Source organism: Bacillus gaemokensis, assembly GCF_001590835.1.
In the GTDB taxonomy this organism is placed as follows: Bacteria; Bacillota; Bacilli; order Bacillales; family Bacillaceae_G; genus Bacillus_A; species Bacillus_A gaemokensis.
Window position 1 is genome coordinate 181,379 of sequence record NZ_LTAQ01000023.1, and the last position, 14,226, is coordinate 195,604.

At 35.1% G+C, this 14,226-nt stretch carries 13 protein-coding genes and 1 riboswitch; of the genes, 7 read left to right on the forward strand and 6 right to left on the reverse strand.

Going from position 1 to position 14,226, the window contains the following annotated elements:
* Positions 1–575: 575 nt before the first annotated feature.
* Complete coding sequence (locus tag AZF08_RS17950) at positions 576–2,711, forward strand: peptidoglycan D,D-transpeptidase FtsI family protein (protein WP_033677271.1); 2,136 nt, start codon at positions 576–578, stop codon at positions 2,709–2,711.
* Between the two features lie 230 nt (positions 2,712–2,941).
* Here AZF08_RS17950 and AZF08_RS17955 read toward each other — a convergent pair whose 3' ends face one another.
* The 5 genes from AZF08_RS17955 to AZF08_RS17975 all read right to left on the reverse strand — a co-directional run bounded on the left by AZF08_RS17955 (position 2,942) and on the right by AZF08_RS17975 (position 8,180).
* A complete protein-coding gene (locus AZF08_RS17955) occupies positions 2,942–3,565 on the reverse strand; it encodes a cephalosporin hydroxylase family protein (protein ID WP_033677269.1) in 624 nt (207 codons plus the stop codon).
* Positions 3,566–3,679: 114 nt separating this feature from the next.
* Positions 3,680–4,441, reverse strand: coding sequence for a class I SAM-dependent methyltransferase (locus AZF08_RS17960; RefSeq protein WP_033677267.1), 762 nt, complete (start codon positions 4,439–4,441; stop codon positions 3,680–3,682).
* A 245-nt stretch (positions 4,442–4,686) separates the two neighbouring features.
* A complete protein-coding gene (locus AZF08_RS17965; RefSeq protein ID WP_033677266.1) occupies positions 4,687–4,992 on the reverse strand; it encodes an iron-sulfur cluster biosynthesis family protein in 306 nt (101 codons plus the stop codon).
* Between the two features lie 121 nt (positions 4,993–5,113).
* Positions 5,114–6,577: an amino acid permease gene (locus AZF08_RS17970; protein ID WP_033677264.1), complete on the reverse strand. Its 1,464-nt coding sequence runs from the start codon at positions 6,575–6,577 to the stop codon at positions 5,114–5,116.
* A gap of 112 nt (positions 6,578–6,689) precedes the next feature.
* A riboswitch (Lysine riboswitch) is annotated at positions 6,690–6,882 on the reverse strand.
* 398 nt (positions 6,883–7,280) lie between these two features.
* The gene (locus AZF08_RS17975; protein ID WP_033677262.1) at positions 7,281–8,180 is read right to left on the reverse strand and encodes a sulfite exporter TauE/SafE family protein; all 900 of its coding nucleotides are present in this window, start codon (positions 8,178–8,180) and stop codon (positions 7,281–7,283) included.
* Positions 8,181–8,389: 209 nt separating this feature from the next.
* Here AZF08_RS17975 and AZF08_RS17980 point away from each other — a divergent pair, with 209 nt between their 5' ends.
* The 5 genes from AZF08_RS17980 to AZF08_RS18000 all read left to right on the forward strand — a co-directional run bounded on the left by AZF08_RS17980 (position 8,390) and on the right by AZF08_RS18000 (position 11,546).
* Positions 8,390–9,193 carry a VOC family protein gene (locus AZF08_RS17980; RefSeq protein WP_033677260.1) on the forward strand — a complete coding sequence of 268 codons (804 nt, stop codon included), beginning with the start codon at positions 8,390–8,392 and terminating at the stop codon, positions 9,191–9,193.
* A 13-nt stretch (positions 9,194–9,206) separates the two neighbouring features.
* On the forward strand, positions 9,207–10,148 hold the full coding sequence (locus AZF08_RS17985) for an aminoglycoside phosphotransferase family protein (RefSeq protein WP_033677258.1): 942 nt from the start codon (positions 9,207–9,209) through the stop codon (positions 10,146–10,148).
* A gap of 14 nt (positions 10,149–10,162) precedes the next feature.
* The gene (locus tag AZF08_RS17990) at positions 10,163–10,903 is read left to right on the forward strand and encodes a metallophosphoesterase family protein (RefSeq protein ID WP_033677256.1); all 741 of its coding nucleotides are present in this window, start codon (positions 10,163–10,165) and stop codon (positions 10,901–10,903) included.
* Positions 10,904–11,067: 164 nt separating this feature from the next.
* Complete coding sequence (locus AZF08_RS30530) at positions 11,068–11,235, forward strand: hypothetical protein (protein ID WP_161486798.1); 168 nt, start codon at positions 11,068–11,070, stop codon at positions 11,233–11,235.
* 113 nt (positions 11,236–11,348) lie between these two features.
* The gene (locus AZF08_RS18000) at positions 11,349–11,546 is read left to right on the forward strand and encodes a hypothetical protein (protein WP_033677254.1); all 198 of its coding nucleotides are present in this window, start codon (positions 11,349–11,351) and stop codon (positions 11,544–11,546) included.
* A gap of 157 nt (positions 11,547–11,703) precedes the next feature.
* Here AZF08_RS18000 and pdxR read toward each other — a convergent pair whose 3' ends face one another.
* Entirely contained in the window at positions 11,704–13,146 is a 1,443-nt protein-coding gene (gene pdxR / locus AZF08_RS18005) for a MocR-like pyridoxine biosynthesis transcription factor PdxR (protein WP_033677252.1), read from the reverse strand.
* Between the two features lie 127 nt (positions 13,147–13,273).
* Between pdxR and AZF08_RS18010 the strand changes: the two genes are divergently transcribed.
* Complete coding sequence (locus AZF08_RS18010; protein ID WP_033677251.1) at positions 13,274–14,185, forward strand: DMT family transporter; 912 nt, start codon at positions 13,274–13,276, stop codon at positions 14,183–14,185.
* Positions 14,186–14,226: the final 41 nt, after the last annotated feature.

The following is a 14,226-nucleotide window of genomic DNA, read 5'->3' on the forward strand; positions in this document are numbered from 1 at the left end:
TTTTCTTTAAAGTTTTTTAATCGTTTTTTATTTCCAATTTAAGGTTTTTATACTATTTTATTTGTATAAAAATATAAGGAAGGACACATGAAATTTATGTATTGAACACGGGACTCTTAAAAGGAAAAGTATAGTTCTATAAGAAATCTCGAAAAGCTTAATTTCATATTTCAGATGTTGCAATAAAGTGAAACTTTAATCAGTGGGGGCCTTATCCCTTACTGATTATTGGCCCTCATCAAGGGGGCTTTTGCGGGAAATTTATCTCCCACCTAACTTCGTTGCTATTGCTAAATTTTGAGGTGGGGGTATTACTGACCGTGAATATCGAGATAAATAGTAAGAAGATATAAAAACTGAAAATTTTATCTTTTCATTCTTTTTCTCTTAATATAGAATTCTATATATATCATATAAATAAATATAATTGCTATTTTTCTATGGATTCTGTTATTGGCAGACAGTAAGAGCGTGATTCGGATAATTTTCACTTTTCAGGTTTAATTTTCAAGGTATGTCTATATTATTTTATTTTCAAAGAAACCCTACAGATAGAATAAAGTGAGGAGAAATCAATGAAAAAGAAAAAGCAGAAAAAGAAAACCCATATCCCTTTTCGGTTAAATGTATTATTTTTTTTCGTATTTCTTATGTTTTCAACGATTATTATTCAGTTAGGTAAGGTGCAAATTATCGATGGTGAAAAATATAAAAATGAAGTGAGAAAAAAAGAAGATGTAACCATAAGTACTCCGGTTCCGCGAGGTGAAATTTTTGACAGGGAAGGTCATCCCATTGTTGATAATAAGGCACTACGAACTATTACATATACAAAGGGGAAAGGCGTTAAATCCGAAGAAATGTTAAATACCGCAAAAGAACTTGCAAAATTAATTGAAATGCCAAGTGAGTCTATAGATAAATTAACAGATACGGATAAGAAAGATTTTTGGATGCAATTAAATAAGGATCGAGCAGCGAAAAAAGTAACGAAAGATGATGAAAATAGATTAAGAGCAAAAAAAATAGAGGGGAAGGAACTGGATAAAAAGGTAGAAGAGCTTAGACGCGAACGAATTACAGCGAAAGAATTAAATGAGCTTACACCCCAAGATATAGAAGTACTAGCAATTAAAAGTAAAATGAATACAGGTTATCAAATGACGCCGAAAATTATAAAAAAAGATGTAGAACCAAAAGAATATGCAGTGATAAGTGAAAAATTAGCAAATCTTCCAGGTGTGGATACAACGGTTGATTGGGAACGTGAATATCCGTATGATAAAATTTTACGTTCTGTACTTGGTAGTGTTTCAAGTGCTGATGAAGGGTTGCCGAAAGAACAATTGGACTATTACTTAGTTCGTGAATATAACCGTAATGATCGTGTTGGAAAAAGCTATATTGAAAAACAATACGAAGATGTATTGCATGGGACGAAGGCACAATCCAAAAATATTACAGATAAAGAAGGAAATATCCTTCGAACTGAACAGGTTACGAAGGGGAAAAGTGGAAAAAGTCTGATGTTAACAATTGATATGGATTTGCAAAAGAAAGTGGAAGAAAGTCTTGAAAAATATTTAAAAGAGTTCAAAGGTATAGAACCAATGATGGATCGTGCCTTTGTGGTCATGATGAATCCGAAAAATGGTCAAATTCTATCGATTTCAGGAAAGAAGCTAGTAAATAAAAATGGCGAGACACAAGTGGAGGATTATGCACTTGGTACAATGACAAGTTCGTATGAGCTCGGATCAACTGTCAAAGGTGCTACATTACTAACCGGATATCAAACGGGTGATATAAAACCGTTTACTCATTTTTATGATGCACCGATGAAATTTAAAGGGACAGAAAAAGAAAAGAAATCATGGAAAGATTTTGGAGATGTTGATGATTTACGAGCTTTACAAGTTTCTTCTAACGTATATATGTTCAACACAGCTTTAAAGATTGCTGGGATTGATTATGTACCAAATAGTCCGTTAGATATTAAACAAGAAGCATTTAATAAAATGCGTTATCATTTTAAGCAATTTGGTTTAGGAGTTCCGACTGGTATTGATTTACCGAACGAAACAGCTGGACAAAGAGGAAGAACAGATCATATACCGGGTTTTTTACTTGACTATTCAATTGGTCAATATGATACATATACACCACTGCAGCTTGCACAATATATTTCTACGATTGCGAATGGTGGTTATCGTATGAAACCACAAATTGTACAAGAGATTAGAGAACAATCAAGTAAACCAGAGGAGATTGGAAAAGTGGTACAAGCGATGGAACCAGTAATTTTAAATCGTGTAGATATGGATATAAGTTATATAAATCAAGTGAAAGAAGGGTTTAGGAGGGTATTTCAAGAAGGGGATGGAACTGGTACGGGGACCTTCAAAAATCTTGCATATAAACCTGCTGGGAAAACAGGAACAGCAGAAACAGTATATGGTGGTGAGAGTGATATAGGAAGAGATGAAAAAGGAGATAGAAAAAAGTGCTATAATTTAACACTAGCTGGTTATGCACCGTACGATTCAGATCCAGAAGTTGCATTTTCTGTCGTAGTACCATGGGTAAATGATGATAAATCTGGAATTAACTCTAAAATTGGAAAAGATATTTTAAATGCTTATTTTGATTTGAAAGTTAAAAGAGTGAATGGGAATCCAGTTCCTGTAGACCAACCAAATAAAACACAATAAAAAGATTTCTATAAAATGAAAATTTCATCAGTGAGGTTTTCTTTATCCTCCACCGTTGGTTAGCTTTCACCAAGCGAGCTTTTATTGCCTGCGAATTGCGGGATAAATTAGAGAACCTCACTGTACTGAATAGGTAACATATCGTACAGTGAAGTGCTTTTAAGGATAGAAGTGTTGGAGGGATGGAGAAGAACTATGGAGCAGGGGGTTAGGAAACAGTGCGGGAGTTTTCATTGAATTCTCTTCAAAAAGCCTTTCGGATGAAACGTCATGAAAAATTTATGTTTGCTTTCGTCGATAATAAAATTATTATTTGTTTGTAAGAATTCTTCCACAGCTTCCATTGGTCCTGGTCCCCAGTCTGGAAGAATAGGGTTTCCATTAATACAAGTGTCCTCTACAACAATATAACTTCCAATCGAAACGAGTGAACTATAAAGTTGCAATTCTCGTAAAACGTGTTCTTTACTGTGATCGGAATCTAAAATAACCATAATAACATTAAATGCTGGTTGCAAAGTTAATACAATTTGTTGTACTTCTGCAGAAATAGAGGAAGCTGTTAAGTATTGAATGCGAGGATGTGTTGGCAGATTTGGCTGTGGACCAATATCAATGGAAAGCACGTGACCTTTTCCAATTAAGTCCAACATTGACGCCAAAAAGAGAGCACTTCCTCCTTTAAATGTTCCACATTCAATAATTAAATCTGGCTTAATCTCATAGATCATTTCTTGGTATAAAAAAAGATCAGACGGGAGTTTACAAAGAGGAACGCCAAGCCATGTTGTATTAAGACCCCAAACGTGGCTATCATAATACTGTTTTAGAAATTCTGAGGTTTTAGAATCCATTTTTTATTCTCCTTTTCTCAGTTGTTATTATAAAGTATGTCGAGAATAAAAAAGAGGGGATTTATTTTCTAAAAAAAGCAGCCTACAGGGCTGCTTGCTATAAAATATCATTGTTTAACATGTTTTTGCTTTAATAAAAAATCGGTGTTGTCTTACATCGAAATAACCTTTTTGTAGGATAAGTTGATGTATGTTGTATAGTTCATTTATATATGTTTCAGTATCAAAATTAGGTATTTGCCAAGGAATTGCTTTTAAATAATAAACTAAAGCACCAATATCATAAAACCTTTGGATTGGAAATTCTTCTTTACATTTTAAAATAGTAAGACCATTTTGTTGTATTTCGTTGAGAGCCGTTTCTAATTTCCAATTTGTAAATTCTGGATTAAGTGGTACACCTAGTTTCTCATTGATTTCAGCACAATCGATCCCGCCAACCTGCTGAGTAAGAAAGACACCGTTTGGAGAAAGTACTCTTTTTATTTCCGTAACAGAATAGGATTCATGTTGGTTCAAAATTAAATCAAATTTTCCATTGTTAAAGGGAAGATTATGATCACTGTCAAATCCTACAACCTTTACACCTAGAGGTTCAAGTTTCTTCTTAGCAATTGGTATATTAGGCGAATACCCTTCTGTGGCATAGATAGACTTTGGAAAAGGTCTTAACTTAGATAAAAATTCCCCGCCGCCTGTTCCCATATCAAGTATTGAAGTAGTTTTTTGTATAAGTGAAAAAGCCATGCTACCATATGACCACGATAGCAATTGGCTGTTCATACGGCCAGTTTCTGTAATAAAAGAAAAATCCCAGCCACTAAAGTGCGTATTTACATTTTCTAATAGTGTTAAAAATAATGTATCAGTTTTCATTTTAAATCCTCCATTTTATTAGATTAAGATAGATAGAAATAATCTTATATGGAGGACCTCTTACTGAAATATAACGTTTTTACGTTTCGTGTTCTAATGTTTTCATGTGTAATCACTCCTGCTAGAAGACGTTAATTTGTCATTTTTATTTTAGATTCGTGATTAGAACATAGAATACCTTCTAAAGGTTAAATTTCATTTAAACAAAGAATTCCCCTGCTTCAACGAAGAAACAAGGGAAGCCTTTATTTTTTAATTGATAAGCCATATACAAGTGTTTCACTAGGGCTCGTAATACTAAATCCAGTCGTTTTATAATCGAGCTTTAACGTATCACCTGTATAGTCTCTTGTGAATTTGTCCATCTGTACGATAAGTTGTTCATCGTCATAAACAACGTCATTTTGGTAATGTGTATCCCAAATCAAATCGATATCAACAAAGATACTACAAGAGTTCGTCATAGTTCCTCTAATACGAATAATCTTTTTGCTTTCAGATTCTAGCCTATGTAATGCTGTTTTTGCTTCATCGGTTACGCGAATGTTCATGAAATCCCAACCTTTGTCTATATTTCTATTCTATTATTGCAAAAATATAAAAAATAGGGAAGTGAAGGGTATTTTAATAAAAAAGGTAAGCAAACATAATGGTGTTTGCTTACCTTTTTTCTTATAGTTCACATTTATCAAGCGGAACTACTTTTGTTTTCTTTGTAAATTTATATCCTAACCACATCGCAAGGAAGAGTGGTAATCCAATGTAGGAAACGAGTACACCGTTCCAATCAATGGATTCACCCATAAATGCACCATAGTTTTGTCCTAGAATAACAATGGAACAAAGTACGAATGCGAAGATTGGACCGAATGGGAACCATTTTGCTTTATAAGGTAGGTCATTTAGATCTTTTCCTTGTGCGATATATGCTTTACGAAATCGATAATGACTGATTGCAATTCCGACCCATGCAATAAAGCCAGACATGCCAGATGCATTTAATAACCAAATATATATAACACCGTCGCCAAATAAGGAAGCTAGGAAAGCAACGCAGCCAACTACTGAAGTTGCGATTAACGCGTTAACAGGTACGCCGCGGCTATTTAATTTACCTAAAAATTTCGGTGCTTTTCCTTGTCTTGCTAAATCCCAAAGCATACGAGTTGATGCGTACATGCCTGAGTTACCAGCAGATAGAACAGCAGTTAAAATAACAGCATTCATGACAGAAGCAGCAAATGCAACTCCTGCTTTTTCAAATACAAGTGTAAATGGACTTACTGTTACATCACTTGCTGCAAGGCTTTCAGTTGTATAAGGAATCAATAAACCAATAACAAGAATGGCAAAGATGTAGAATAATAGAATACGCCAAAAGATTGAACGAATTGCTTTTGGAATACTACGTTTTGGATCAGCAGTTTCACCAGCAGCTACACCTAATAATTCAGTTCCTTGGAATGAAAAACCAGCTGCCATAAATACACCAACAATTGCCATGAATCCGCCGTTAAATGGTGCATCTGCAATTGTGAAGTTTTCAAATCCAACAGGCTCGCCATCCATAATACCAAAAATCATCATAAATCCAACGATTAAAAAGATAATAACAGTAGCTACTTTAATAAGTGCGAACCAATATTCTGCTTCACCAAATCCTTTAACAGATAAGTAATTTAAAAGAAACATAATGACTAAACAAATGCCACTCCAAATAAGAGAAGGCGTATTTGGGAACCAAAACTTCATAATTAATGTTACGGCTGCAAGTTCAGCAGCAATCGTAATCGCCCAGTTATACCAATAGTTCCAGCCAAGTGCAAATCCAAGAGATGGGTCAACAAATTTTGTTGCATATGTGCTAAATGATCCGGCAACAGGCATGTATGCCGCTAATTCAGCTAAGCTTGTCATTAAGAAATACACCATAATTCCGATTGCAGCGTATGCTATGAGAGCTCCGCCAGGTCCAGCTGTGTGAATGACACCACCACTGGCAAGAAATAATCCGGTACCGATTGTACCACCGAGAGAAATCATTGTAAGATGGCGAGATTTCAATCCACGTCGTAGTTCACCTTGTCCTTGTGTAGATTGATTTGTAGAGGTAGTTTGATTTGTTGCGCTATTCATGTTCAACACTCCTTTTCTTGTAAGATAGGAAGGAACGGGGGAGAAAAATACAAAAAACCGCCAAAGGAATTTGGCGGAACGTTTCACAAATAACCACCCCATCATACCCTTCCGTTAAGATAGCACCCCACGTTTACACGGTAATTTGTAAACGTGACAGTTCTGTTCCTATTCGGAGACAGCCCCAGCTCATACTTCCAGAGAAGAAATATAAACTTCGGCAACTTTTCCTTTCAAACGGAATCATGGACATTCTCTGCGTCTCATCCGTCTTACTTATAAAAGTCGCAACCTCTACCTCATCGGATTGATGAGGATTTGTTTATTGCTATAATTTTTAATATATGGCAATTGTAATGAATTTCTAAAAATATTGCAAGGAATTTTGTAGGGAAAAATCAAAAAATATCGGTGATTGTATTAGGAAGCGTTTTCAAATCTCCACCCGAACCTATTGATATGTAAAGAAACTAAGAAAAAATAGTTATACAAATGTTTCGCAAAAAGATATGGAAAATCCTCTAAAATTAAAAGAAAATTCAGAAAATAAATTCGACATGCTTTCTAAAAAGGAATGTGAATAATGAATAGAAAAGCATGAAGAGTAAAGTTTATGGTGGTTTAATTGTAAGGAACCTCCAAGAAATTAAAAAGGAAAGGTAAGCAAATGAATGATTTGCTTACCTTTCCTTAATGTTTCCATTCAAGGCAAAACTCGTTTTTGTCCCGTCGTATATCCTACATTTTGTTTTGTAAGTTGCGAATGACTTCGAACAGAAATGAACAGTGCGATGATAACGACCAGACCTACTGCAACGTAAGAAAGGTTAATGATAGTTGGATCTACTTTAAAAGATGTAAGTAAAGTGCGGATGTTTGTAAAGATAATCAGCCCGCCAACCAGTACCCCAAGTAAATGAGAAGGGACAATTCGTACGAGCCATGCAGCGATGGGAGCGGCAATAATACCACCAAGCATGAGAGCGAATACCCAAACCCAGCTTACTTGCTCCCATCCTAATGAAATGAAAAAACCGATTGTTGCAGCTAATGATACAGGGAATTCACTTGTATCAACGGAGCCGATGACTTTGCGTGCTTCATTTCCACGAGCAAGAAGAACGGGTGTTGTAATTGGTCCCCAGCCACCGCCACCAGTTGAATCAACAAATCCTGCAAACAAACCTAATGGTATAAGGTGTTTACCAGACATAGGTCTATTTGACCGGACAATCTGTTTTTGAATAATAAAGCGCAATAAAATATAGACACCTAAAGTAAATAAAAAGAGTGAAATGTACGGTTTAATTAAATCACCAGGCAAATTGCTTAAAAAACAAGCGCCGACAAAGGCACCAATTGCTCCTGGAAATGTAAGTCTTGAAACAGTATATTTGTCAACGTTTCCGAATCGAATATGAGAAATACCAGATGCAGCTGTTGTAACAACTTCAGCTAAGTGAACAGAAGCGGAAGCAACAGCAGGTGCAATTCCAAACATTAATAATAAAGAAGAAGACGTTACCCCGTACGCCATTCCAAGTGCTCCGTCAATTAATTGAGCAAAAAATCCAATAATAGCAAAGATAATTAATTTCTGCATATAAAATCCCCCTGTAATAATAAATGAAAAAGGCCCTTTTCCCGTGTGAGAAAAGAGCCTTTGGTTTTTCCAATCAGCTTAATGTTAATTTTTTATTATTATAATGCATATTAATCTCATAAATCAACTAGGTTTTAGAAGTTTTTTAAATTGAATGAAATAATAGAAAAAATATATAATAAAAGGATATAAAGAAGGGAGAGGATTATATGTTAGCGTTTGATCACCTTGTTCATGCTGTTGGGTGTACACCAGAAGAAGCGGAAAAACAAATGAAAGAGCGTGGATTTCATACAGTGCAAGGGGGAGAACATACGAATTGGGGAACGTGGAATAGTTTGTGTTATTTTGATTTATCTTATATTGAATTTTTAGCAGTGAATCATGAAAATAAAGCTAAACAAGCTAATAATCCATTGGTTCAGGAAACCGTCGCTAAACTCCAAGATGGAGAAGGTATGCTACAAATCGCAATCCGTACAGATCGTATTGAAGAATTGGCAGTGAATTTTGTAGAAAAAGGATTACATATTATTGGACCATTTGAGGGGAAGCGAATGAGAACAGACGGCCATCTTATCGAATGGAAAATGTTATTTGTTGAGCAGCAAAAAAACGGACCGAAATTTCCTTTCTTTATACAATGGGAAGAATCTGATGAGAGCAGAAGAGCAGATTTGCAAGAAGTGGGGGTTATTGCCCCGCATAGTAATGAAGTAAAGGAAATTGAGACAATATTTTATGCAGTCAAAAATGTTCGTGAAACAACAAAGAACTGGGAAGAAATAATGGGGTTACAGGTGAGCTCTGTTGAAAATCATCAAGAATGGAATGCGCTTTGCCAAAGTATATCGCTTGAGAATGTTAAAGTACAATTTTGTGAACCTACCGGTGAAGGTGTAGTACAAGAACATTTAATAAGATATGGAGAACTTCCCTTTGCAATTGAATTGCAAGGGAGAAATGAACAGAAGAACAAACATCAAATTTTAGGCGGTATATACATATATTAATGGAGTGGTTGATATGGAAGAAATGTTAAGGGAATTAGAAAAGAAATTGGATTGGCCTCCTATTGTAGAATGCACTCTTATTCCAAAGGGTTTTTCATTTGATGAAAAATATAAAATCGAGTTGGAAAATAAAGAAACATATTTTATAAAGATGTGTGATGTATCTACCAGCGAACGTAAGTATGAAGAATATGAATATATGAAACACTTTGAATCAATAGGTGTTCCAGTTCCGAAAACAGTTCATTTCATAAAGCTTGCTACAGTAAATAAATGTGTACAAGTATATGAATGGATTGAAGGAATCGATGGAGAAGACATCCTTCATGAGTTGACGATAAAAGAACAATATAAGGCAGGGAAAAAGGCGGGAGAAGTTTTAAAGAAAATTCATACGTTGAGAAAAGATAATATGGAAGAATCATGGGAAACATATCGATGGAATAAATATGAGAGGTATTTGCAATTATTAATGGAGTATGATGTAGATTTCATTGATTTAAAGTCAGTGCTAAACTTTGTAGAAAATCATAAAAGTTTATTACAGGATCGTCCAAGGGTGTTTCTGCATGATGATTTTCATCCAGCGAATATTATGATTCATCAAAATAAATTTCATTCAGTGGTCGACTTTGCTAGATTTGATTTTGGAGATCCTATCCATGATTTTTATAAAACGGCCTTGTTTACAGTCGATATAAGTATACCGTTTGCAGTAGGACAAGTTCATGGCTATTGTGATGGTGAGCCGTCACTTCATTTTTGGAAATTATATTCATTGTATGCAGCGATGATTTTTCCAGCAGATATTGTGTGGGCAAATCGAATCACACCTAATTTGCTAGATGGAATGAAAATGAGGTTAAGAAGGATTTTAGAAGAACATAATGGTTTTACATCCTATATCCCAAGTTGGTATAAATCTTTTAATAAAGATATAATAAATATAGAATAATCGGAGGTGCTCATATGGATAAAATAGCAGTTATTTCAGATATTCATGGTAATATTCCTGCGTTAGAGGCAGTTCTTGAAGATATCAAATTAAGAGGAATAGAACGTATTTTTTGTTTAGGTGATTTAGTCGGGAAAGGACCACAGTCTAGTGACGTAATTGAGAGAGTTCGTAAAGAATGTGAACATGTTGTCATGGGAAATTGGGATGATTTTATAACAAAACCTAGTGAATTTGAGACATTACAATGGCATCAAAATCAACTCTCAGAAGAACAAATGGATTATTTAAGGGGATTACCATTTTCAATTGAGTTTATCATGAGTGGAAAATTCATTAGAATGTTTCATGCGTCACCTCGAAGTCTATATGAAAGAGTTCAACCGTACTCTTCAAGAGAAGAGCGCATAAGCATGTTTGAAAATAGTAATCTTACAGAAAATATAGAAGGTGAAAGAAAACCAGATGTAATTTGCTATGGAGACGTTCACCAAGCGTATGTCCAAAACTTTAGAGGGAAAACATTATGTAACGCAGGGAGCGTAGGAAATCCGCTCGAGATTACACAAGCTTCTTATTTAATTTTTGAAGGGCTATATAATCAAAAAGAAGCAGCTAGTTTTTCCATTCAACTTGTTCGTGTGCCGTATGACATCGAATTGGCGATACAGCTAGGGAAAGAAGCTGAAATGCCGGAACTTGATGCTTATATCCAAGAACTGACTACAGCTAAGTATCGAGGATTAAAAAAATAGATTGATGTATTTGGGATAGTGTGAAAAGCGCTTCTAAGATAAAGAGTAATGTACAAGAGAGGTGAGTTTCTTTGTGGGAAGAAACAAATGCAGAAATTCTTGAAGCTACGTTTTCAAGGTATGTTTTCGGCAATGAGTTTACACAAGGAAATTATAGTAGGAGGGTGAAGTTAACAATTCAATTCACCTTTAAAAACGGAGAAAAAGTGATTGTGACAAGGAAAGTATGGACATATGTGAAAAATAGGTGGATGTTTGAAAGAGGGAAATGGGTATCCATTCTATATCAAACGGATAATCCTAAAAAATTCAAATTAAAATATAACATTTAAAAGTAGAAACTGAAAATTGTCATTTATTTGTATATTTATTCTTGTGTATAATGTATAATTAAAGTATATACATATTTTTTTCAGAAACTCCCTATAAAATAGGAGGTTATATTATGCATAAAAACTTTAGAATACTAATGAAAATCACACCTCCTCTAAGTATACTTTTCATCTTAATTGGCTTAACGATGGGAGTATTAGGAGCATTGGACCATAATGTAAAAACAATAACTGCATCACTACTTATCATTACACAATCTGTACTTGCTATCATATATACGAAGTCGTTTAAAAAAATATGGGGAAAATAAGCTTTACATGAAAAAGTGCAAGGAAATTCTTTGCACTTTTTTCATTTAGATAATATATTTCAAGTTGAATATTCGTTCGTCAATCCAATGCGCTAAGAAGGAGTCAATATTTGCCGATCATTACCCGTTTGAGGATAAGAAAAATTGTAAAAGGTGTTTATTTTTGACAAACTTTTATAGCGGCATGCAAACGAGAGATGCCCTCATTGATTTGATGGGGATCGACTTTCCCATATGATAACCGAATATAGCCATCTTTTGCTCCAAAAATACTGCCAGGCATAAAGGCTACTTGCTGTTTTAAACTTTGCATGATGAGCTGTTTTTCATTGATTGGCTGCTTAAGTTTTCCCCATACATAAATCCCGCCTGTAGGTCTTGAGAAGGATAATTCCTCATGAAGAGAAATGTTAATCGCATCAACAATTACATCTCTTTTTTTTGCTAGTTGCTCACGTAATTGCTTAATATGTGTATCAAACGGAACGGTTTCAAAAAATTGTTGCATAAGCCACTGAGGAAATATGCTTAATCCTAATTCCATTTGGTGCCTTGCATCTGATAATCTTTCCACTACTGACTGCGGAGCCACGAGCCAACCAATTCGAAGCCCTGGTGCAATCATTTTCGATAAGGAATGGACATAGATAACGGTTCCGTTTTCATCAATAGATTTTAAGGTAGGACAAGGCTGTTTGTTTTCTAACGTTAGCAGACTAGACGGATCATCCTCAACGATAGCAATACGTAAGTCTGCACATAGTGATAGAAGTTTCTTTCTACGGTCTGGATGAAGCATTGTACCCGTTGGATTTTGGAAATTTGGGTTTAAAAAAATCATTTTAATCCGATGTTTTCGATATAGCTCATGGACATCTTCCGGATCAATTCCATGTTCATCAACAGGTAATGGAAAAATACGAATACCAGCTGATTGGAATAGTGGTAATGAGTAGCAATGAGAGGGACTTTCAAATGCAACAGCATCACCTGGATTTAATAAACATTGAACAATAAGATGAAGAGCTTGTTGGGCGCCTGAAGTAATCATAATAGATGGTTCTGTTGCGTCTATATGTAAATATTTTTTCATATATTTTGCTACGGTTTGTCTTAATGGAAGATAGCCTTGTGGATGGTCGTAGCTAAGTGCTTGTGTTAAAGGTTGTTCTCGTAAAATAGTTTGTAACTGTTCATGAGGGAACAGATTACAACCAAGTTCTCCATTTGCGAAATCAATAATATTTTCATTTTGCTGTACTTGTTCCCGAATATGCCGAAGTAATGGTAAATTTGGTAAGAACGTACCACCTTCTACGAATCCTCTCCAGTTTGGTGTTAACGTTGGAGAAACACCCCACATATGTGTGCTTACACGTGTGCCTCTTCCAGTTGTACTTTCTACAATTCCCATAGCGCGTAGTTCGTTATAAGCGGTTGTAACAGTACTGCGGTTTACATTAAGTTGTAGAGCTAATTTTCGTTCTGAAGGGAGAAAACTACCAGGCGGAAGCTCTCCGTACATAATGCGTCTCTCAATAAAATCAACAACTTGTTGATAAATTGGAATTTTGCTGTCAGTATCTAACTTCCATTCCATTTATACCGTCTCCTTATTTCTTATCTATATTCATTATAGCAAATTGGCTGGGTTAAAAAACAGCCAATTGGACGGTGTAGTATCCAGCCAATTTTACTATGCTAAGGTAGTGGAAGGGGAGATTCGGATGAAACGATGGCAAATGGAATGGCTCCTAATATCAGTTGCTTTAGTATGGGGAGCAAATTATACAATAGGGAAATATGGAGTGGCATATATGTCATCCATTCAATTTAATAGTTTACGATTTTTAGTAGCATCTCCGGTATTATTATTGATTACATTTATTTTAGAACGATCGCTACGTATTGAAAGAAAAGACTGGCTAAGATTATTAGCTGTTGGAATAGTTGGAACAACATTGTATCAAACGTTATTTATGTTATCTGTAAAATATACTTCAGCAACAAATGCATCACTGTTAATTGCGATGTCACCTATTTTTACAGGGATTTTAGCAGTACTACACAAACAAGAGCGCTTTTCGATGAAAATTCAAATTGGTTCATTACTTTCATTTGGTGGTGCTGCCCTTGTATTGTTAACTGGGCATACAAATCAATCTACATATGAATATGCTTGGTTAGGAAATTTAATTGGGTTAGTTGCTGCCATTGCTTGGGGCTGGTATCCAATACTTGCACAGCCACTTATTAAAAAATACTCAGCGATGCGTGTAACATCGTGGTCTACATTAATTGGAATTGTACCACTTGTTGTGTATTGTTTATGTAATGTTAGTACGTTAACATGGCCAGCCGATACACTAAGCTGGGGATCATTAGGATACTCGATTGTGTTTGCTACAATCTTTGGATTGGCAATGTGGTATGTTGGCATTAGTAAAATTGGTTCAACGAAAGTAATGGTATATATGTATTTGGTTCCATTGTTTGCGGTAATCTTTGCTGCGGTAACAATCGGAGAAAGAATAAACATGATGCAATTAATGGGCGGGGTTGTCATATTTATCGGTTTATATGTTGTGAAAAAAGGAGCGGTAAAAAAGTCTTCTTTCAATTTGAAAAAAGTGAGTTAATGATAAAAATGGCCTCTTGATGTGGAAAGAGGTCATTTTTG

What these genes read in the sequence shown, in the direction of transcription:
- AZF08_RS17960 (WP_033677267.1), bottom strand. Translation starts at nt 4,441, where the DNA reads ATGAAAACTGATACATTATTTTTAACACTATTAGAAAATGTAAATACG.
- AZF08_RS17975 (WP_033677262.1), bottom strand. Translation starts at nt 8,180, where the DNA reads ATGCAGAAATTAATTATCTTTGCTATTATTGGATTTTTTGCTCAATTA.
- AZF08_RS17955 (WP_033677269.1), bottom strand. Translation starts at nt 3,565, where the DNA reads ATGGATTCTAAAACCTCAGAATTTCTAAAACAGTATTATGATAGCCAC.
- pdxR (WP_033677252.1), bottom strand. Translation starts at nt 13,146, where the DNA reads ATGGAATGGAAGTTAGATACTGACAGCAAAATTCCAATTTATCAACAA.
- AZF08_RS17990 (WP_033677256.1), top strand. Translation starts at nt 10,163, where the DNA reads ATGGATAAAATAGCAGTTATTTCAGATATTCATGGTAATATTCCTGCG.
- AZF08_RS18000 (WP_033677254.1), top strand. Translation starts at nt 11,349, where the DNA reads ATGCATAAAAACTTTAGAATACTAATGAAAATCACACCTCCTCTAAGT.
- AZF08_RS18010 (WP_033677251.1), top strand. Translation starts at nt 13,274, where the DNA reads ATGAAACGATGGCAAATGGAATGGCTCCTAATATCAGTTGCTTTAGTA.
- AZF08_RS17970 (WP_033677264.1), bottom strand. Translation starts at nt 6,577, where the DNA reads ATGAATAGCGCAACAAATCAAACTACCTCTACAAATCAATCTACACAA.
- AZF08_RS17985 (WP_033677258.1), top strand. Translation starts at nt 9,207, where the DNA reads ATGGAAGAAATGTTAAGGGAATTAGAAAAGAAATTGGATTGGCCTCCT.
- AZF08_RS17965 (WP_033677266.1), bottom strand. Translation starts at nt 4,992, where the DNA reads ATGAACATTCGCGTAACCGATGAAGCAAAAACAGCATTACATAGGCTA.
- AZF08_RS17980 (WP_033677260.1), top strand. Translation starts at nt 8,390, where the DNA reads ATGTTAGCGTTTGATCACCTTGTTCATGCTGTTGGGTGTACACCAGAA.
- AZF08_RS17950 (WP_033677271.1), top strand. Translation starts at nt 576, where the DNA reads ATGAAAAAGAAAAAGCAGAAAAAGAAAACCCATATCCCTTTTCGGTTA.